Source organism: Dysgonomonas sp. HDW5A (assembly GCF_011299555.1).
GTDB lineage: Bacteria > Bacteroidota > Bacteroidia > Bacteroidales > Dysgonomonadaceae > Dysgonomonas_A.
Genome location: NZ_CP049857.1, coordinates 4,239,097 through 4,259,811 on the forward strand (window position 1 = coordinate 4,239,097; position 20,715 = coordinate 4,259,811).

At 34.6% G+C, this 20,715-nt stretch carries 14 protein-coding genes; 2 read left to right on the top strand and 12 right to left on the bottom strand.

Annotated features, from left to right (window positions below; genetic code table 11):
- Window position 1: 1 nt before the first annotated feature.
- The 8 genes from G7050_RS17545 to G7050_RS17580 all read right to left on the bottom strand — a co-directional run bounded on the left by G7050_RS17545 (window position 2) and on the right by G7050_RS17580 (window position 11,770).
- Entirely contained in the window at window positions 2-553 is a 552-nt protein-coding gene (locus G7050_RS17545; protein WP_166117556.1) for an NADH-quinone oxidoreductase subunit B, read from the bottom strand.
- An 86-nt stretch (window positions 554-639) separates the two neighbouring features.
- Window positions 640-1,008: an NADH-quinone oxidoreductase subunit A gene (locus G7050_RS17550; protein ID WP_166117557.1), complete on the bottom strand. Its 369-nt coding sequence runs from the start codon at window positions 1,006-1,008 to the stop codon at window positions 640-642.
- A gap of 284 nt (window positions 1,009-1,292) precedes the next feature.
- Window positions 1,293-2,471: a low temperature requirement protein A gene (locus G7050_RS17555; protein ID WP_166117558.1), complete on the bottom strand. Its 1,179-nt coding sequence runs from the start codon at window positions 2,469-2,471 to the stop codon at window positions 1,293-1,295.
- 268 nt (window positions 2,472-2,739) lie between these two features.
- Window positions 2,740-7,605, bottom strand: a complete 4,866-nt coding sequence (locus G7050_RS17560; RefSeq protein ID WP_166117559.1) for a DNA repair ATPase — start codon at window positions 7,603-7,605, stop codon at window positions 2,740-2,742.
- A gap of 91 nt (window positions 7,606-7,696) precedes the next feature.
- On the bottom strand, window positions 7,697-9,883 hold the full coding sequence (locus G7050_RS17565; protein ID WP_166117560.1) for a flotillin family protein: 2,187 nt from the start codon (window positions 9,881-9,883) through the stop codon (window positions 7,697-7,699).
- Between the two features lie 65 nt (window positions 9,884-9,948).
- Window positions 9,949-10,647 carry an OB-fold-containig protein gene (locus G7050_RS17570; RefSeq protein ID WP_166117561.1) on the bottom strand — a complete coding sequence of 233 codons (699 nt, stop codon included), beginning with the start codon at window positions 10,645-10,647 and terminating at the stop codon, window positions 9,949-9,951.
- Between the two features lie 18 nt (window positions 10,648-10,665).
- On the bottom strand, window positions 10,666-11,367 hold the full coding sequence (locus tag G7050_RS17575) for a PspA/IM30 family protein (protein WP_166117562.1): 702 nt from the start codon (window positions 11,365-11,367) through the stop codon (window positions 10,666-10,668).
- A gap of 4 nt (window positions 11,368-11,371) precedes the next feature.
- A complete protein-coding gene (locus G7050_RS17580; RefSeq protein ID WP_166117563.1) occupies window positions 11,372-11,770 on the bottom strand; it encodes a YbjN domain-containing protein in 399 nt (132 codons plus the stop codon).
- Between the two features lie 147 nt (window positions 11,771-11,917).
- Here G7050_RS17580 and G7050_RS17585 point away from each other — a divergent pair, with 147 nt between their 5' ends.
- On the top strand, window positions 11,918-12,592 hold the full coding sequence (locus G7050_RS17585) for a helix-turn-helix domain-containing protein (protein ID WP_166117564.1): 675 nt from the start codon (window positions 11,918-11,920) through the stop codon (window positions 12,590-12,592).
- Window positions 12,593-12,676: 84 nt separating this feature from the next.
- On the opposite strand, the gene G7050_RS17590 is transcribed toward G7050_RS17585, so the two are convergent.
- The 4 genes from G7050_RS17590 to G7050_RS17605 form a co-directional block, all read right to left on the bottom strand.
- On the bottom strand, window positions 12,677-13,882 hold the full coding sequence (locus G7050_RS17590; protein ID WP_166117565.1) for an L-serine ammonia-lyase: 1,206 nt from the start codon (window positions 13,880-13,882) through the stop codon (window positions 12,677-12,679).
- Window positions 13,883-14,035: 153 nt separating this feature from the next.
- Window positions 14,036-15,616 carry a hypothetical protein gene (locus tag G7050_RS17595; RefSeq protein WP_166117566.1) on the bottom strand — a complete coding sequence of 527 codons (1,581 nt, stop codon included), beginning with the start codon at window positions 15,614-15,616 and terminating at the stop codon, window positions 14,036-14,038.
- Between the two features lie 60 nt (window positions 15,617-15,676).
- Entirely contained in the window at window positions 15,677-16,798 is a 1,122-nt protein-coding gene (locus tag G7050_RS17600) for an ATP-binding cassette domain-containing protein (protein WP_255499208.1), read from the bottom strand.
- A 162-nt stretch (window positions 16,799-16,960) separates the two neighbouring features.
- Window positions 16,961-17,740: a DUF2490 domain-containing protein gene (locus G7050_RS17605; protein WP_166117568.1), complete on the bottom strand. Its 780-nt coding sequence runs from the start codon at window positions 17,738-17,740 to the stop codon at window positions 16,961-16,963.
- An 868-nt stretch (window positions 17,741-18,608) separates the two neighbouring features.
- Here G7050_RS17605 and G7050_RS17610 point away from each other — a divergent pair.
- A complete protein-coding gene (locus G7050_RS17610) occupies window positions 18,609-20,618 on the top strand; it encodes an alkyl/aryl-sulfatase (RefSeq protein WP_221412814.1) in 2,010 nt (669 codons plus the stop codon).
- Window positions 20,619-20,715: the final 97 nt, after the last annotated feature.

Consider the following 20,715-nt stretch of genomic DNA (forward strand, 5'->3'; position numbering starts at 1 on the left):
CTTATTCAAATTTATATGACTCTAAAAGCTCCTGATACACTTCAGATCCTCTGCGATGTATAGATTCACTTTTTACGATCTCCTGCAATTGCATCACACCATCCAATATCTGTTCGGGACGAGGTGGACAACCCGGAACATACACATCTACAGGTATGATTTTGTCAATACCCTGCAGGACTGAGTAGGTATCAAAAACACCTCCAGACGAAGCACAAGCTCCAACAGCAATAACCCATTTAGGTTCTGCCATTTGCTCATATACATGACGTAAAATGGGACCCATTTTTTTAGAAATAGTTCCCATCACTAGCAACATATCGGCTTGACGTGGAGAGAAGCTGTTACGCTCGGCTCCAAAACGCCCCATATCATAGGTTGACGCCATAGTTGCCATAAATTCGATACCACAACATGATGTTGCAAAAGGAAGAGGCCACATAGAGTTAGCCCTAGCCAAACCAATTACATAATCAAATTTGGTAGCAAAAAAGCCATTCCCGGTATATCCATCCGGTGCAGGTACTATGTTTATTTTAGTTGATTCACTCATGATTCATGTTTTAAGTACTGAATAATAACGTTTGTTATAACCCTACCTGTAACAAGTTTAGTTTACAATAATTAAGGCCTTAAAACCTATTTTTCCCACTCTAAAGCTTTTCTCTTTACAATATAAAGATAGCCTACCAAGAGAAGAGCTATAAAGCCTCCCATCTTTAACAAACCAGCAAGACCTATTGTTTTAAAATTAACAGCCCAGGGGTACATGAAAATAATCTCGATATCGAAAAGTACGAAAAGAATAGCCACTAAGAAATATTTGACTGCAAAAGGAGTACGTGCATCACCAATTGAATCAATTCCACATTCAAAGTTTTGATTTTTTTTAGATGATCGGTGCTTAGGACCAAGATAGTTTGAGGCAAGTATTGTACCAAATACAAATACAACTGAAAATGCCACTTGCATCAGGATCGGTACAAAATCATATAGATTCGATTCCATAATTAGTTCTTTAGGATCTTAAAATGACAGATAGATACATTTCTCCGACAAATATAAACCTTTTCCTTTCAAATATCATCTATTAGCTCATATATTTTATCAATATAACACACACTGGCACACACAGAAAACAAAAAAGCATCATTTTGTCAAGCCCACCTTACAAATTACCTCATTAACTTTTTCTAGATAGTTTGTCACTTTATCCTATAAGTAATAAATGCTATCTATACATTAAAGAAGTATCTTAAAAAGAACAAAATATTCCCACAAACAACCCATCTTTATAATTTTTCTTTTTTCATATGGGGAGTAAGTATTTCGAAAATAGCAATACAAACAAATACAGTAACCACGATGCTATTTATTATCAAAATACTTATGAAAAAGCACACAGGGATAAATAAAAGCAACACAAGAATAGCAATTGAATGAGAGACAGATATAGTATGACTGGTTATCCATTTAAAAACCATATTGGTTAATAAATAAATGACCGGACCAAAAATCAACACATATAACGAAGTATATGTTACTGTTGAAGAAGGCTCGCTTCCAACTAATTCATCACCCACCGCACAAACAATAATTGCACCTACCAATATTACATGTACAGCATGATATTTAAGACCTAAAAGTCCGGGGTTTACAGAATGTCGTATTTTGTGGATAGCAGCTTCACTACTAACATCAAAATAGATCCACCACATTGATAAACTGCCTACAAAAGAAACAAGAGCTGCAATGATCCGTTCAGCAGTCCAAACTTCAACTTCGCTAAGTGATAAACCTGTCATTAAGATAGTTTCGCCAAAAGCTATAATAACAAACAATTGGCATCTTTCGACCAGATGATGACCATCGATAGTCCATTCTTTACCCGAATCGGAACGTCCCAAAAAGGGTAAATAAAAGCCAAACATAGGAGAGACGTAGTCTAACAGAACTGCCATTGCCCATAATAACACTCGAATATATCCGTCATTGAAACCTCCTAAAATCCAAAGAAAAGCTGAAATGCACGACCAGCCTAATATTCGTTTAAAATTAGGTGTAAGGTGATGATTATTTCCTAATAAGGATAATATTACCAGAGTTCGCCCAACTTGAATTGACACATAACAAATAGCAAAGATGAGTCCTCTATCTTCAAAAGCTTTGGGTAGCGAAGCAGCCATCAACAAACTAACGAGCATCACCCCAAACAATATTAATCTAATGGGACGTGTATCGGGATTAAACCAATTGGTAACCCATGTGGTATGTTGCCACACCAACCATACTCCAAACCAGAGTATGGTAGTCTGAATGACTCCCAGAAAATTAAGGTGATACAACAAATAATGGGAAAGTTGTGTTACTGCAAACACATAAATCAGGTCGAACAGAAGTTCTGAATAGGAAACCGAAGCATTATGATCGCCTCGCTTTCTCAGTAATTGGTGTGACTTACGTTCTTCCATATGATAATCAAATACCGGCTGTCGCTCAGTTATTCTATAGAACGAATAAGTCCTTTATTTGTTTAGCTTATAAAATAGAGAAGGCTGTCATTTTCATGACAACCTCCCCTGTTTCTTATTTATTTTTCCTTAAAGCAGTCTATATCCAACTGTAAAGAAAGCATTACGATTATATATACTAACAATTCCTTGAGAAATATTACTCAAACCATATTCGCTACCGTTAAAAAGACTTTTTTATAATATTCATAGTATACCTGTTTGATATTTATAATTCAAGATTATTGTTACCGGTGTATTTTAAGACTTTCTTGATGCCATCGAGATTATCGTTAAACTGAGCCAGCTGAGCGATAACTTGTCCGATTTCATTATCCTTACTTATTCCCGCTAATTTATTATTTTTATTAAATACTTCTTTAATATGTTTCCATCTTTCGACTTCGGAAAAAGTAAGTTGCCCGGCAATTTCTTTCAACCTCAACAAATTCGACTCACTGTCAGAAGTTAAGGTTTGTGCCTCGCTAATGTAATGAGATAGAATAAGCTCTTCAACCTCTTTCTGATTCATCAGCGGAACAATCTGGCAAACCATTTTATTCATATTCCGATACGAACCTTGCAATTTAAAAGGAGGTTCTACACGATAAGCATCTTGTGTGGCTGCACTTGATATATAATTTTGATTTACTTTAAGTACAATATCCCTTACTTTTAAGCTGCTTTTGGCGACTGCGATGAAGTCATCTACATCTTGTTGTGTATAATTACCTTCCAAATCGGGCATATCCTCACTCCTACTCTCAATATATTCAATTAAATTATAAAAGTCAGAGAAACTACGTCCGGCTATCTTTTGTAAATAAGGGTTCTCTATAATTGCATTTTCGAGTAAACTTAACTTAAATAAATGATCCGACGTACCTATCACATCTCCTAGATTATATACATCCGCACGATTGGCTAGCATATCGGGGATCTGAAATTTATCGCCACTTTCGGTATAAGGATTACCCGCCATAATGACGCAGAAACGTTTTCCTCTCAAATCGTAGGTCTTACTCTCGCCTTCAAATATACCATCCATCTTACGCTGCCCATCAGCTAGAGATATAAATTTTTGTAAAAATTCTGAGCTGCAATGCTGTATATCATCTAAATATAGCATTACGTTGTCAGCCATTTCAAAGGCAAGATTTATTTTTTTCAATTCCTCACGTGCTCCCGAGGTTTTAGCTTCTGCCGGATCAATAGATGTTATAGAATGCCCAATGGTTGGTCCATTTATTTTCACAAAATTCAAACCCATCGTTTTAGCTAAATACTCCATAAGGGTAGTTTTACCGTATCCGGGAGGGGAAACAAGCAGCAACATTCCCATCCTTGAGGTACGCTTATTTTCACCTGCTACTCCCAACTGTTTCGTCAGATTAGAACCGATCAAAGGCAGATATACTTCATTGATTAATTTATTTCTGACAAAAGAGGTCAAAACCTTAGGATTTAGCTCATGCACCTTTAATGTCTTTTTATAATCAGAGACCAATCTTTCTTTTAGCTCAGAAAAACGATTGTATGCAGGTACATTATCAAGAGTAAAAGATCTCATTTTTCTAATAAACTCATGATAATCTATCACATAGTGACCATTATCCATTACACCATGGCTTCCTCTCAACTCATTAACATCTAAGATATCAGACGCAATCGTTAATGAATACGACTGGTTCTTCAGCAACAACAGGCAGGCTGTTTCCTCTACATACTTATTATATAGGGAATAATCATCAGACAATTCGACAAAAGATTTTAGCCAGTTCTGAACTAAATAGAATCTGTCTACAGGATTAAATGATTCATTACGAACATCTTCTTCAAAATTATTCGATAATTTATTTTTATCTAAATATTCGACAAAAAATTTCCTCAAATTTTCAGATTGCTTGCTATAGCTTAAGGACATCAAATCTGAAAATTCTTCAAACAAATAATTGGCAATTTGTTGTTCGAAGCCAATAGGTACAGTAAAATATGTATTCCACGATTTAAACAGACCTATAATCCGATCTATCACATATTGATAATTTGTTGAGCCGGGGAACGCTTTCAATACAATATTAGCTGAACTTATTAGCTTTGACAGATGCTCTTTCTCCTCCGCTTTCATCATATACCAGAAAAGTTGTGCTGCAACCCTCAAACGGGGAGGATAAGCCAAGACTCCTAATTGATAATGAACAGATTCCAAACAACGGAAAATATGTAAAGCATCGTAATCGTGTACTCCTTTTAGATACGATTCTGAATAGTTTTGTTCTACTCTTTTAGATATGAAATCATTCAGATCAAAATCTTTAGATTTTTGTCTCTCCAGAAATGCCAAATACGCCAAATACTCGGATCTATATACCTTCGAATTTTCGGAAACAATTTCTTGCTCCCATAAATCTTTGTGTTTATAGATTTCATTTTCTTTCAGCTCATGATAGAAGCTCGTTCCGGTTAGATGATAGAAAAGCCTATCCTCTTTACGCACAACAGTCAAATCAAGCGATTGTCTGTTTACTGCAAACTTATAACTGCCTAATGATATTATATTTTCGCCATCAACAAACAGTTCATTTTTGTCTTTTAGTATACGCAGCGAATCTTCTAGGGAGGTTTTTAGGCTGTTTTCTAGATTTTCAGCCTTTGATACATCTCCAAGCTCTTTCAACTCTTCAATCAGTTTGCGGATCTTGTCGATCATCAGATCTGTAGAAAAGAATGCTTGTATTTCTTCTTTTGTTTTAAAAGATTGCGCTTTATTCTCTACATTCTTTAAAATGCGAAGACCGATTTGCTCCAATGCAGATGTCCGCTTATTTATCTGCTCAATCAATTGGGCTTTCTTTCCATCGAAAGCCTTTACCAGCTCGCTCCTTTTATCGGAAATTTTAATAATAAACTCATCAAAATCGGCAAACTTACTTTCCAGTTCTTCAACCTGTACACTAACCTTAGTAAAGTATTCGTCACATTTTTCAGGAGAAGTAGCCAAGTCCAGAAAGTTGACAATGCTTTGCTCCAACAAAGTTAATTGGGCACGAAAATCAGCCACCGATTCTTTGTTCTTCAACGAATCGATCTGTCTTTTGAGTTGTGCCCGAACTTCATTCAGAGAAGAAAATATGACAGATATCTTTTCCACAATACGGGTAGCCTGTGTCGTATCATCAATCTTTAGGCTATTCAGAATGTCAATCAGCAGTTCCAGTTCTGACGAAATCGATTTGCAATTAGTATCAATCTTATTGGCGTCAATAACTTTTGTAACCAATTGGACTTGTTCTTTTTCGATACGAACCTTTTCTTCATAAGGGAATAACGCCTCATCTCGAAGAAGAAATTCTACCGTTCTATCCGATAGTTTTCCATTAGTGGCAGCTAATTGCTCTTTAAGATCATTGACATTATTTAAGTCAATGTATTTGACATTAGCCAATTCAATAACTTCACCTTGCAACTTGCGTGTTTCAGCTAACGATTTAACTAACTTATCTAGTGTATCAAACTTTGCATTCTTGATACTAAACAACAAGCCTTCTACTTTCTCTTGAATAGCAATCAAAACAGCCAACGAATGTCGCTTTTGCTCCTGAACCTTTTCAAATTCATCAATAGCTGTATTAGCTATTTCTTTTATCTGAACAAGAGGCTCGGCTATCGAATATATTTCCTTGTTGGATGCCCAGAAAAAAGCATCTACAATATCGTTTGACTTCTTTACAATATCGCTGTACAATCCTTCATAAGAGTCTTCCTTATTTATAAGATAAATCACCTCCTGACATTCTGCCATTGCTTTCACAATATCCTTATTACCTATTTTATAAAGTAAGTTATCGGTCTTCTCGATATTTTCAATTAACTCTCTCTGATAGGGTGTTTTCCAGATTTGTACCTGATGATGCTTTGTTGCTTCATTTTCGGAACGAAAATATATTAACGAGCCATCCTTAAAAAAAGTAAAGCCATTACATACAATGGGAGTTTCAACTTGCTGCCTAATTATATTATACGACATCAAGACATAAATATTCCGTTCGTTTTGATAGAAAATAAACAAATAATCTTCACCATTAGGAGAGGGTATTTTTCGAATAAATTCAAGATCTGTCAATTCACTCTCAAAAACTTTGTACTCTCCATTCTGCAAATAATATCCATTAGGGAATATTACCCCATGATTATCGGGTAATAATACCCCAATATCATTTAATGCCTTTATATTATGTACCTCTTTTGTTCGGGTATTAAATACAAAGGCTCTAAAATCCTCCTGATAAGGTTTTATTCGAATTAGGATTAAATTACCCAAATCAGCATAATAATACTCAGCATCATCCAATTGCTGATCTTTGTTCTCTACAGCTTCCGAATATATACCTTTTCCTGTTTGCGTATTATCTTCTATCTTAAAAGTAATATCGCCGCCCATGGCTTCAATAAATACTTTATCCTTAATAGAAATATGTGGATAAACCCCTAAACGACGATCTTCCAGCGTGGTCTTAATCCATTTGAATTCATGCTGAGGAGCTTTAGTCACCTCATGAATACTCCTGTCATCCTGATAAATGAGTTTATTTCCTTTAATCAGCCATTTAAAAGCTTTAGCGTCAGCTACAGTTTTTCCGGTTTGAAAAATCATATACAGATAATTCTCCGTTCTTCTGTATCTTGAGAAAATAGAATCGCGATAGTATTTATAGAGATTATTGTAGTCGTTAATAAAATCTGGATTGCTGATTAGCTCCAAGGGCTGCGGTATAAACTGATTGTCTTCAAATAAGTATATACTAAAAACGTCACTTAGCTGAATATCCGAACGCAATCCGAAATGAACGTTATAGCCGAAAATACATAGATTATCAAGAGCCATAATACCTCTTGATACACAATTATTCTCGGTACTGATGCGCTGATTGGCAATCAAAGAAAAATCAGTTGTATTAAATACTTCCTTGCGGGCTTCGTTTAACTGATTCAAGCGCTTTTGAAGTTCTTCGCGCTGAGTCAGTAAACGTTTTCTTATTATCTCATATGTTCCTGCATCAAGTGTCTCAGCAGATCTATCCTCTGTGTCTTGCATATACTGTTTTTCAAATGAAATTATCTCATCGGATTAATTAAGCAGAGATGCGATGTTTTATCACATCTCTGCAAGAAAAAGACAAAGTCGTTTATGATAACTTCTTATTGGATATCCCCAATGAATTTGACATATTAAGCAGATTGCTCAAAAATCCTTTATCCTCACTCTCGGTACTTTGACTTTGCATTTTCAAGATAAGACCTGCAATACTCAGATTTTTAATATCTTCTGTTGATATATTGAATTTATTCACATAATATCTGATTCTGTCAAATAATTCACCTTCGGAACCATTTCCAATCAATGCTTTCTTTATTTGCTGAATATTTTCACTCTTATTCACCAAACTATCAAACCCTTTTGCATTTGAAACTTGCTTCACAATATTTTCGAAGAACATGGTCTCTCCACCAACGATATCGATATCAGCAGATTTCAATGCCTCTGACAATACCTGTGCCTGTGCATCGGCAATATCTTTTTGGATATTGATTTGTGCCATTTCAACATCTTTTTCTTTTTGTAACTGCAATTTGAATTCTTCGTGGTCTTTTCCTGCACCATCCAGTTTTTTCATTGCTGTCGCTTTTTCTTCTATACCCGTAGCTTCGGCTAGAGCTTTTTCTTTGGAAACTTCGGCTTCCATAAGACCTTCCTTACGTCTAGCCTCTGCTTTTGCTTCTATTCCTGCAGCTTCGGCTATCGATGTTTTCTCTATAATACTGGCTTGTCCGGTAGCAGAAGCAAATGCTTTTTCTCTTGTGATTTCAGCATCTACCAATCCATCTTTTCGCTTGGCCTCAGCTCTGGTTTCGATGCTGTAAGCTTCGGCTTTTGCTTTCTTCTCAATAATAGAAGCTTCTACAATACCTTGTTTCTCTTCAGCATCTGCTTTGGCTTTCATGATTTCTGCTTCCGCTAAACCATAAGTAGCATCTTCTTTTGCCTGAGCTTCGGCTAAAATTTTCCTTGCTTCGGCTTGTTTTGTTGACGCTTCTTTTTTTGCATCCGCATCTATCAACAATTGTTTAGCTCTTTCTTCTGCCGCTTTTTTATCAGCCTCGGCTCCTTTTACGGTTTTAATTAATTTCTCTTCCGCTTCCTGAGCAGCCATAGTTATACCTACTTGTTTCTGACGGTCTACCTCCCTGAAAGCTTCAATATCTTTGATATTTTGTTTTTCCTCAACTACTCCTTTTTCGAGCTGGACACGCTCACGGATTACATCCTGAATATTTTTCTTCTCAACTTCCAGAACACGTTCTTTTTCAATTTGAGCCAAAGTCACTATTCGTTCTCTTTCCGTTTGTTCTAATGCACGATCTTTTTCTACACGTTCCTTTTCGATTGCTTCTGTTCTTTCTTTATTTTTTTCAGCAATAATTATCTGACGGCGCTTATTTTCTTCCTGTATTGCCAAACTTTCGTCTGTTGATATTCTTACAGTTTCAGACTTCAATCGCTCTTCTTCTCTTACTTTCTGAATCTCGGCTTCTTCACGAGATTTCACATTATCTATCTCTCTCTTTTGTTTCTCTTCTTTTTCAGCTAATTGTCTTTCCAATTCGAGAATCGCTTCACGTGCTTCAACATTTTGCTTTTTTATAACTTTTTCTTCTTCTCTGCGAATTAAATTCGCATTGATATTCTGAGCAGCGGTCAACTCGGTAATCTTGCGGATACCTTCCGAGTCGAGAATATTTTCAGCACTCATATATTTCATCTCTGTTTGCTCCAGATAATCTATCGCACAGTCATCCAAAATATAACCATTCAAATCGGTACCTATAATATTTATGATTTCGTCTCTAAATTCTCTACGGGCTTCATATAATTCTATAAAATCGAACTTTTTACCTACCGTTTTTAAGGCTTCCGAAAACTTGGCTTCAAATATATTTTTAAGTGTTTCTGAGTCACTGGCACGTTCACAGCCCAGTGTTTGAGCTACATTGATGACATCATTTACTGATTTATTGACCCGAACAAAGAAAGCAACCTTAATATCTGCTCGAATATTGTCTTTACAAATCAATCCGTCATGCTGCATTCTTTCTATTTGAAGTTTTTTGACTGAAATATCCATTATTTCCATTTTATGGAAAATAGGAACTACATACATTCCTTTATTAAAGGCAACATTAGTTCCACCGACACCGGTACGAACGATAGCCTTACCTTGAGGTATTTTTTTATAAAATGATGCTAAAATGCCTAAAAGCACAAGCAAAACAAACAGGACTGAGCCTACAAGAATGATAATAATGTGTTCCATAAAGGTTTTTTATTTATTTAGTTAGAATTATTCATGTGTTGCTGATTACAAATAGGTTTGTAATCTTAATAAGTATCTTTAATTACATAGTATATATGTTTATCGGGTACTTCTTCGGTGATTATTACCGTGTCTCCATATTTAATAGGTTCTCCATTAAGACTAATAACATTTAACTTAATCGGGTTTCTATTTACCAGAAATTCAGCAGTCCCCACTTTCTGTCCCTCTATATTAGAAAGCATTTTACCTGAGCATCCAAAGAAGTCTGTAGCTTCTTCTCCCTGATAATTTATCTCTTTAAAAAGTTTTGCCATAGGAGTGGTTGCCACCTTTGTCAAAAAAAATCCAACAATGACCAAAGGTAATAATACAAAAACTGACCTCCATCCTAAATGATCAACATGAAAGAAATGTGTTGTAATGAGTGACCCTATCCATAATAGAAAAATAAAAGTGGATAATACCAACATAAAAGGCACTTGTCCTACGTTTATAAATGACAAACATTTTAACAGTATTCCCTGAGGAACTTTCTCTACTACAATATGACTATCGGTATCCACATCCGCTACATCAATTTCAATATCGGGAACTTCAACATCGACATCTACTTCCGGTGAAAAGTTAATATCCAAATCAATATCATCAAAACCAATGCCTCCGATCAGGACAAATAACCAATAAATAGCTATCACTAACATCAACACGGTCATGATCCCGTTAGGAAGTGGGTGAAATAAAGTATATAAAAAGTCTGTCATTGTACTATTTTTAGAGTATTATTGCATTCCCAATTTTCGCTTAATCTCATCAAGCTCCGAATCTACATTTTGCTCATTCGCTCCAATCGCTATATCTATTTCGTCATCAACAGAAATATTACATTTATTCAATGCAGCATAAGCCTGAAACAACGCGTCCTCTTCCGCAATTTTTTCTTTTATTCGCTCCAACATATTTAAAGTGCTGTCACTATCTATTTTAGCCATTTGCTTATTCACTTCTTGAGTAACTTTACTTATACGGATTTTCGCCTTTAGAGTTTTCAGCTCATTTTCCCACTTGGTAATATTAAACTTAAGTATTTCAATATTTTTCTGAATATCCGATGCTATATTTTCATGCTCAATACGCTGCACATCCAGTTCATTTATTTCTGAAATCAATTGCTCTTTGCGAAGCAAAGCTTCCTTTGCCAATCTTTCTGCTTGAGCTATATCAATGTCTCCATTCTGAGCTTTCGAAATCAGTATAACAGCCTTATTCCCATAATCCTGAGCCTCTGATCTTTTTTTCTCTTTTTCGTTTTTAGCACGGATGACCATTGCTTTAACCTTCGCTAAAGACTCTAAAGTTAGAGTCAGATTCTCTTTCATTTCCACAATCCCGGTCTCCGTAATTTGTACAGGATCTTCAACGCCATCTAATACCGCATGTATCTCAGCCTGACCAATTCTAAATAGTCTTTTGAATATATTCATAATCTTATTTTTTAGCGAACTCTATAATTTGCTCGTAATACTCACTCAGCAACAACCCCAAAGAATTTAAGGCTCCTTCAAACTCATTTATACCCATATTTTCTATCTGCATGGTATATCTGAATATAACTTTCGTTCCATCTTCATTCAAAACAAATCCTCCATGTATAATATCCCTATTCTTAATTAATAAAGATTTCAGAATTTCTTTATCATCATTCTTCAATGTGAAAATAAATTGTTCTATAATAAGAATAGGAGGAGCTACTCCAATAATCAAATTCTTGATTCCATCGGCTTCACTTTCTATACAGAATACGCCTTTAGCTTCATCGTGATACGTAATCGAATAGCCCAACTTCAAAATATATGTTTCTATCTTTTTAAAATACATATCATTCATTATATATAAGTAATAAACGTAGCTTGTTTCATTAAGAAATTATGAGGGCAAAATTTGTATTCTGCTAATTAATATCCTATATTTGCTAATATTTTTAGCTAAATTAGATAAATAATTTAACTATACAAACAAAAAATATATTTTTTTATGAGTAAAGTTGGAAAAAATATAAAAAAAATAAGAAATGTAAAGGCTTTGAGTCAACAGGCATTTGCTGATTTATTTCAACTGACAAGAGGAAATATATCTTCATATGAAGAGTTTAGAGCCGAACCCAAAATAGAAATCATTGTAAACATTGCTAAATATTTTGGCATTCCGTTAAATGACTTTATTTTGAAAGAATTATCAGTCAACGAACTCCTGCATTACAATACAGAGCTGGTATTAGAAACCGAGAAACTAAAGAAAACCCACCACTTTATAGAGGTTCCTTATGTATCTTCGTTAGATATTGTTGATTATGAAGCACATTACAATGACGAGAACTTCATACACAATCTTCCCCATATTAGTATTCCGAGCAGTGCCAAGTCTAAATTGATAGCTATTGAGATACAAGATTCGGAATCGCTGCCTTTAGGTTTTAACTTTAAGAATGGAGATATTCTAATTTATGAGCAAGTAATAAGAGAAAATATTCATAGAATAGAAAACAAACTCGGATTAATGGTCGATACTGATGGTATAAAATCAGGTGTATATAAAGAACATGAAGGCAAAATATTTTTATCGCTTAATGAATGGGTAAAGTATCCTTTTGAAATAGACTCACCTGCTCATTATTGGTTGCTCAGGGCATTATTTACTCAAATTATATAATAGAAAGAACAATCCAAATGGATTGTTCTTTTGTTATAATCAATTATAAATCGACGTTTATTAAAGGAACCGAAAACTCAAATATCAATCTTCGTGATCGATATATTTAGCCAATCCCCCGTGCGAAGTTTCTTTATACAAACTTGGCAGATCATGTCCTGTCTCTTTCATTGTACGAACTACTTTATCAAAACTCACCATATGTTTTCCATCTGATAACATGGCATATGAACATGAGTCTAAAGCCCGTACCGCTGCAAAAGCATTTCGCTCAATACAGGGAACCTGCACTAATCCGCAAATAGGATCACAAGTTAAACCTAAATGATGCTCAAGTCCCATTTCAGCTGCATATTCAATTTGAGCAGTAGACCCGCCGAATAATTGAGCTCCCGCAGCAGCTGCCATGGCACAAGCTACTCCTATTTCACCCTGACAGCCAACCTCTGCTCCTGATACCGATGCATTATTTTTAACGAGAGTCCCTATTAAGCCGGCAGTTATCAAAGCCCGTATAATCTTTTTATCACTAAAATCATGATGACTTGTGTGTAAATGGTATAAAACAGCAGGCAATACACCGCATGAGCCACAAGTTGGAGCTGTAACCACTTCCCCACCCGATGCATTGGTTTCTGACATAGCTAAAGCATAAGCAAATAGCTGTGCTCTGCTTTTCATCGACCCTTGATATCCTTTTGATTTCACATAATACATAGAAGCCTTTCGCTGCAAGCCTAAGCCTCCGGGCAATACTCCTTCTTCATCCAAGCCTTTTAATACCGCCGCCTTCATTACGTCCCACACATGACTCATATAATCAAAAATTTCGGGACCTTCTACATCTAAAACATATTCCCAAAAAGTTTTTCCCGTTTTTTGACACCAACCTAAAATTTGTGTCATTGTAGTCATATCATATAATGATTCTCTGGAGGTTTTAGTATTTTCATCTGCTAGATCGCCTCCACCAATACTATAAATAGTCCAACTATCTGTTATTTTCTTCTCAGCAGATAATGCATGAAGGATCATTCCGTTAGGATGAAAAGGCAGCTCTGTCTCGGGTTTCCATATAATCTCGACATTTTTAGGGGCAAACATAGCTTCAATAGCCACGTCTGTCATATGTCCTTTACCTGTAGCAGCCAAACTTCCATATAATTCAACCTGAAAAGATGTTGCATTTGGATTCTTTTCGTTAAAAATCTTAGCAGCATTACCAGGTCCCATCGTATGACTACTCGATGGACCAAACCCTATTTTGAAAATACTTTTTACAGATTCCATAAAGCGTCTATTTTGTTAGCAAAATTAATCATAAGATTATCACTTTGCAAGATGAATCAGATGTTATATAGTATACAACAGACTTTTTATTTACAAAAAGAAAGGATAGCTTAAAGCTATCCTTTCCGATATGTATATATGCTATATGAAATATTATTGTTCAGGTAAACTCTTCCACTTTCTTAAGATCACTTGGATGAAAAACCACATAGAAACAAAAGTCAAACATATATTAGCCCAAATAAACTCTATTATATGCTCATCCATGAAAAGGTAAGTTTCGTATAAGCCATTATTGTTATAGGTATAATCATTATAAGAGTATTGATTATGCCCTATAATATAGATAGCCATAAAAATAAGTGCAGGCACAGCAGGCACAAACCAGACGAGATGATTCATATATATATCAGATCTGCCTTTCGCCTTTCTATTTATATTCTTTCTCAATACAGATATCAATTCTAAAGAAAAGATTGCCAGTAAAACAAAGATATAAAATAGAGGACCAAGTATATCCACGCGAAATGGACTTGATATTGCAAAAGATAATATCCCATTAATAAACAAAATCAGACCTATTGATATTAATGCTATAAGCCATGATTTTCCGGTAGTAGACCTAAAAGAGAATACCAATAAAGAAATAGACAGCGCCATTGTTATGCTAATCATAAAAAATGCCAGACTTTCCTCTTTATCAACATATGCATTCATTATTTTATTATAAGAGCGTTCTAATTCATCATAAGAGACGTAATAACCATTAGGAGTGTTATCTCTTGAATTATAGTAATAACTATACTCATTTTTAGCCTCTTCATCTTCGTAATTATAGGATGTAATTAAGTTAAAATCCCCTACCGGGTATTTCGATGGATTATACACCAACTGCAACCACTGATCTTTAGTTAAATTAGTTTTCAGATTGTGCTTATTTTGCAATGCGATGAAATTATCCATTAATCGACTTATTTCCTCTTTATTTTGTTGTCTCAACCATTTTTTGACAGTATCTGCATCACGTATTGTAAAATCAGATTTCGAAGAAATATAAAACTGATTCAGAGAACCATAATTCAATAACGACAGTTGAGCAAAATCAGGATAATCGGGATAGTACAAATCATTCGATTCTGCATATTCTACGGGATCAACGTATTCTGTTACAGGTGCTGAGCTATCCAAATTTTCAGAGTGTTTATCCGGTGCAGATTTCATATAATAATCAGAAGGTAAATCTGTAGGATATTCCTGATAATAACTAGTTTTATCTGTAGGGATCAATATTCTAATCAGATTAAGAGTTTCAACAGCTTTAATCATTTCCTGCTTACTTACGTAGGATCTAACTTTTGAAGCAGAACCTTGATAATAAGAGAAAGGGAATAATATGAATCCACAAATAATAACGAATGACAAAACCCACTCTAAATACAATCCCCCGCTACTTTTAGGGTAAAACGATTTGAATGCATTATTTTTAGAATAAAAAACTAACCATATAATAAATAATAAAATAGCAGTCAGGACTGCTCCCATATAGATCAGTGCCGCTCCGGAAAAAGAACTGCTGTAACTATATCGATCTGAAAAATCTATTTTTGTTAGAAAATATCCTGCAAGAAAAAATAAAATATTAATTACAACCGCTCCCAAAAAGGCTGGAACGATCTTTATATTCCATAAAAGAGGATAATTTAAGAGGAGATATTGTTGGATTTTCTTTAACATTGTCTAAGTATTTAAGTACTGTAATAATAAATAATAAGAATATGAAACCTGGTCTCTTCTTTATGACAGGAAGAAACGGCGTGTAGAGTTAGATATATTTCTGAAATAATTCAATGGTATATGATTATCTACAATAACCTGGAGAAATCGTTCTTGTGAAATATTTGCAGGGAAAATAGCAATATAGGTTCCCCCTTTTATTTGTAAAGTTTCCAGTTCCAGATTAGAGAATACAGTACGAAGCTCTTCTTGGCTCCAGTCACTTTCAAATTCGACAATAAACTTTGCGACCTCTTTAAATTCAGCAACACCTTCTTTTACATCTGCATTTTGAGGTTGTCCCTTTTTTAAGAAAATAACCCTATCCGATGTTTTTTCGACTTCATACAATTGCTGAGAACTCAAGACTATCCCCAATGGACGGAATGGTGATTTTGCAATATCTCTAAAATCATCTAAGACGACTTGTTGAGCCAAAATATCAAGATTAGCAAGAGGCTCATCAATCAACAGAAGTTTAGGCTTACGAAGTAACATTCTTGCTAACTCAAACCTCATCTTATAACCTGATGACAGACTATTCCAATTCAGATTACGATATCCCCTCAATCCCATTCGTGCTATAACAAGCTGAACCAGGTTTTCGTTTTCCTCTCCTAAGATTCCATAGGAAGCCGCAGTAAATTGCAAATTAGATAATAATGTTCCATGCCAATCTTTAGTTCGTTGCGGTATATATATCAACTGGGAACGAAGATCATAATTATCTTTATATTCAAATAAATAATCGATTTTGCCATTTGTTGGAGCTAATTCACCACACAGTGAGCGTAATAATGTTGTTTTCCCATTACCATTCTCTCCTACCAATCCAATTATTTCGCCCTCAGAGATATCGAAGCTAATTGGTCCTAAAGCAAAATAAGATTGAGTATAAGCTTTTATTAAATTCTGAACAATAAGTAGTTTTTCACCCTGACTATTCCCTTTTTTCTGTAAAAAAGCAAAAAGATCGTCCAATAAAATTTTAAATCGTTCCCGTATTTCTGGAATATTAGTTTGATTCAGCTCTAGCCAATCGAGTAAATACACTGTCTTTTTGTAATAAGACAAATCTTCTGTATCTAATGCCAAATCAATTATTTTTTTCAGAAGATTTGGATAATCTTCATATTCTAACAATTGGTATATGTTTTTGTAATGAGTTTCAAAAAGAGACATAGTTGTAGTGTGAATTAAAATATTAACAGCTAAGATATATACTTTCTATAAATAACTAACGAAGAAGTTGCTTTTTTATGATTTACGACTGCATTCCTTCCATAAACAATTTTCAGAATTGAGCTACTCTTGTTCCTCCATTTGCAAATTATAATTATCTAATTTCGATTTTTTCGTGGAAAAATAAAACAATAAGCGAATTGTATGATTAAGATTATATACATTTCCGGCTGCTGTTTGCTGAAAAATAGGGAAATATCCTAAATCATACGCCACACCCTTTCCTAATGAATGACGAATACCGACAAATAAGCGGATTTGATCTAATGGATTATTTACGATCTGCTTACCAAATTGGAGTAAAATTTCATTACTAAACATAAGTTGTGGTACAGATGTATTTTTAGATATAGGCAAACGGAAAGTATATAAATACCGAATACGTTCTGAAAATGTTCTACCTACAGTTTGATCTCCTTCAACTCTTTCCCGCCAACGCGATTCTATTCTGAAACGTTGTGTAACATTAAATTTCCATAGACTAGATACTACAACCAATTGTTGATCGAAGCGGTATTCCAGTATAAAATTCTTATCCCTGAGTTGAGGTCTGTATAGCCAAAGATTTCCATATGCCATCGCAAGAGAAATATTATCACTGAACCAATATCCTGCTCCCAGCCGCGCAAAATAAAAACCCGGTTCTTTAAGAAATTCATCTCTTCGGATAATTAAATCGGCTGTCATTCCCCAATTATCGGAAAAACGATGGGTAGTAAGAAGTCCTGTCCAAGTATGCATACTATGATTTATCTGTTTAGTTGGAACATTATTCTCTTGTGAGTGAACAGCCAATTCCATCAAAAAAAAAGTAAGTGTAATAAATAATATTCTATGCTTCATGAGAAAATTTGTAATTATCAATATAACATTTCCTTTTATTGATTGTTTTAAGATCTAAGACCTCTTATTCCTTAGCAAGTATACACCTATAATTTGTTATAACTTAACATAAAGCATTGTTGTTGCTTTTCAATTTATTAATTCGCTATTTTTTTTTATGCTCTTAAATAATTCTATTCGAAGATAATATTTATAACGTATGATTTTCATCTTAGAAGCAACAGAAATAATAATAAACTTAACATTTCTATAAAAATTAAACATATAAAGGAGTAACATGAAAAATCACTTTTATTCGTATCATACATATCCTATCTGAGGTTGTTATTAGTGGATATAAGAGAAAAGAGTTTAAGCCTATAAAAAGATGCTGGCTAATTGAACGAAGTTTTAATCGGATTGGTTATAAGAGAAGACTATATCGGAATTATGAAATGAAAGAACTTTTGATCCTGCTGAGGAAATCGTCAAAGCTACAACTCTAAAATTATTATATTCAGCTTAAACATAACCTGATAGAGATTTCACTAAGATTATTCATTTGTGATTACTCATTAAATATTGAACTTATCCAAACATCATCATGAAAAAATTATCATAATGAACATTATTCTTTACAATATGTTTTAATTTTAGTTAAAAACCATCATCATTAAGTCAGTGTGAGTTCTCTTCTTGATTAGAGATTTGCTCTTAGATAATACAGCCTTATTAGGCATTACGTTTTATGATTTATATAAGATTAGTATCAAAAATATACTACTAATAAGGATTCGATTAACTAAACAATAAAAATCAAATGAGAAAATTAATCTGTATTTTAACTACCGCATTACTGTGTATTCCACTCAGCAGTAAATCTCAAAGCATGTCAAGTGAAAAGACATCATCACCCAAACATTTCGATCCCAAAGGCAAAGACCCGTCAAAGTTTACCATTAGTAAATGGGAAGAACTAAAAAGCACTCTTCCTTTTGAAGACAAGCAGGATTTTGAAGAACAAAAAAAGGGTTTTATTGCTGCACCCGACTTTAAGCAGATCATGGCAGAAGATGGTCATACTGCATGGGATATGGGTAGATATGACTTCCTTCTGGATGGAAAAGATTTTTACAGCATCAATCCATCGCTCCAGAGACAAGCTATTTTAAATATGAATTACGGATTATATGAAGTGATACCCGGTATTTATCAGATTAGGGGCTTTGATTTAGCCAATATCAGTTTTATAAAAGGAGATACAGGCTGGATTATTTTTGATCCCCTTACATGTAAAGAAACAGCTGCAGCAGCTCTAAAATTTATTAATGAACAACTTGGTGAAAGGCCTGTTGTAGCAGTCGTTTATTCGCACTCTCACGGTGACCATTTTGGTGGGGTTAGAGGTGTAGTTGATGAAGCTGACGTAGTAAATGGAAAAGTAAAAATAATAGCTCCTGAAGGATTTATGGAACATGCTGTTGCTGAAAACGTTTATGCAGGCACGGCAATGAGCCGGCGTCTATTTTATCAATATGGAGTATTATTACCTGCAGATCCTCATGGCCATGTAGATCAGTCTATTGGTAAGAATGTATCAGCTGGTAATTTAGGTCTTATTGAGCCCAATATAATTATTACTAAAGATATTGATACATTAACTATTGATGGCGTTAAGATGGTATTTCAAAGTACTCATGGTACAGAAGCCCCTGCTGAGATGAATACTTATTTCCCTGACATGAAAGCTTTCTGGGCAGCAGAGAATATAACAGGAACAATACATAATATTTATACATTAAGAGGTGCCCTTGTGAGAGATGCTTTGGAGTGGTCTAAAAAAATCAATGAAGCATTATGGCTTTTTGGACCGGATACACAAGTAATGTTTGCCTCACATTCGTGGCCACGTTTCGGTAATCAACGTGTTCAAGAGGTAATGAAAGGGCAGCGTGACACATATGCTAACTTGAACAATGGTGTCTTATTCTTAGCTAACCAAGGAGTGACGATAAATGAGGTACACAATGTCTATCAAGTTCCACTAAGTTTGCAAAATCAATGGTATGCACGCAGTTATCACGGATCAGTAGAGCATAATAGTAGAGCAGTCATCAACCGATATTTAGGCTATTGGGATTGTAATCCTGCGACGTTAATCCCCTTATCACCTGCCGAATCTGCTCCATTGTATGTAGAGATGATGGGTGGAGCTAACTCTATTATCAAAAAAGGAAAAGAGTTATTTGATCAAGGTAAATATCTCTATGCGGTTGAGATACTTAATAAATTAGTATATGCCGAACCTAAAAATCAAATTGCTAAAGACTTACTAGCCGATTGTTATGAACAAATTGGCTATCAAAAAGAAAGTCCAAGTGTCAGGAATAGTTTTCTCGCAGGAGCTTATGAACTGCGTAATGGTATTCCTCAAGGAGCTTCGCCTAAAGGAACTGGTCCGGATATGATTAAGGCGATGGGAGTGAACTTATGGTTAGATTTTCTTGGAATCCGTGTGGATAGTAAAAAAGCTGAAGGTATGCATTTTGTTATTAATCTGATTTTACCAGATATAAATGAAAAATACATTGTTGAAATGAGCAATGCTACCTTGACAAATATCCAAGGTTTTCAATCTCCAAATCCTGATTTAACACTAACGGTCAATAGAAACGACCTGAGTTTAATAATGATGGGAGTGAAAAATTTTGACGATTTAATAGCTTCCGGCATTGTTCAAGCTAAAGGAGATACAAAAATTATCAGCCAATTAGCATCCGTGCTGGATCAATTTGAAATTGGTTTTGAGATTTTACCAGGAACCATATCTAAGAAGACTGACCAACCGAAAAATCCTTCTTTTAAACAGGATCAACCTGCTGTTATCGGAGCCGATTAATAGATCATTTCTAAGTGAGAAAATGATAAGAAAAAGTATCCGATAATCATTAGATTATCGGATACTTTTTCTTATTGCTTGTTTAAAGTTAGGTCAT

Excerpts from the sequence above, each read along its gene's own strand:
- G7050_RS17610 (WP_221412814.1), top strand. The coding sequence starts at position 18,609 with ATGTCAAGTGAAAAGACATCATCACCCAAACATTTCGATCCCAAAGGC.
- G7050_RS17570 (WP_166117561.1), bottom strand. The coding sequence starts at position 10,647 with ATGACAGACTTTTTATATACTTTATTTCACCCACTTCCTAACGGGATC.
- G7050_RS17590 (WP_166117565.1), bottom strand. The coding sequence starts at position 13,882 with ATGGAATCTGTAAAAAGTATTTTCAAAATAGGGTTTGGTCCATCGAGT.
- G7050_RS17595 (WP_166117566.1), bottom strand. The coding sequence starts at position 15,616 with ATGTTAAAGAAAATCCAACAATATCTCCTCTTAAATTATCCTCTTTTA.
- G7050_RS17555 (WP_166117558.1), bottom strand. The coding sequence starts at position 2,471 with ATGGAAGAACGTAAGTCACACCAATTACTGAGAAAGCGAGGCGATCAT.
- G7050_RS17580 (WP_166117563.1), bottom strand. The coding sequence starts at position 11,770 with ATGAATGATATGTATTTTAAAAAGATAGAAACATATATTTTGAAGTTG.
- G7050_RS17545 (WP_166117556.1), bottom strand. The coding sequence starts at position 553 with ATGAGTGAATCAACTAAAATAAACATAGTACCTGCACCGGATGGATAT.
- G7050_RS17575 (WP_166117562.1), bottom strand. The coding sequence starts at position 11,367 with ATGAATATATTCAAAAGACTATTTAGAATTGGTCAGGCTGAGATACAT.
- G7050_RS17560 (WP_166117559.1), bottom strand. The coding sequence starts at position 7,605 with ATGCAAGACACAGAGGATAGATCTGCTGAGACACTTGATGCAGGAACA.
- G7050_RS17585 (WP_166117564.1), top strand. The coding sequence starts at position 11,918 with ATGAGTAAAGTTGGAAAAAATATAAAAAAAATAAGAAATGTAAAGGCT.
- G7050_RS17550 (WP_166117557.1), bottom strand. The coding sequence starts at position 1,008 with ATGGAATCGAATCTATATGATTTTGTACCGATCCTGATGCAAGTGGCA.
- G7050_RS17565 (WP_166117560.1), bottom strand. The coding sequence starts at position 9,883 with ATGGAACACATTATTATCATTCTTGTAGGCTCAGTCCTGTTTGTTTTG.
- G7050_RS17605 (WP_166117568.1), bottom strand. The coding sequence starts at position 17,740 with ATGAAGCATAGAATATTATTTATTACACTTACTTTTTTTTTGATGGAA.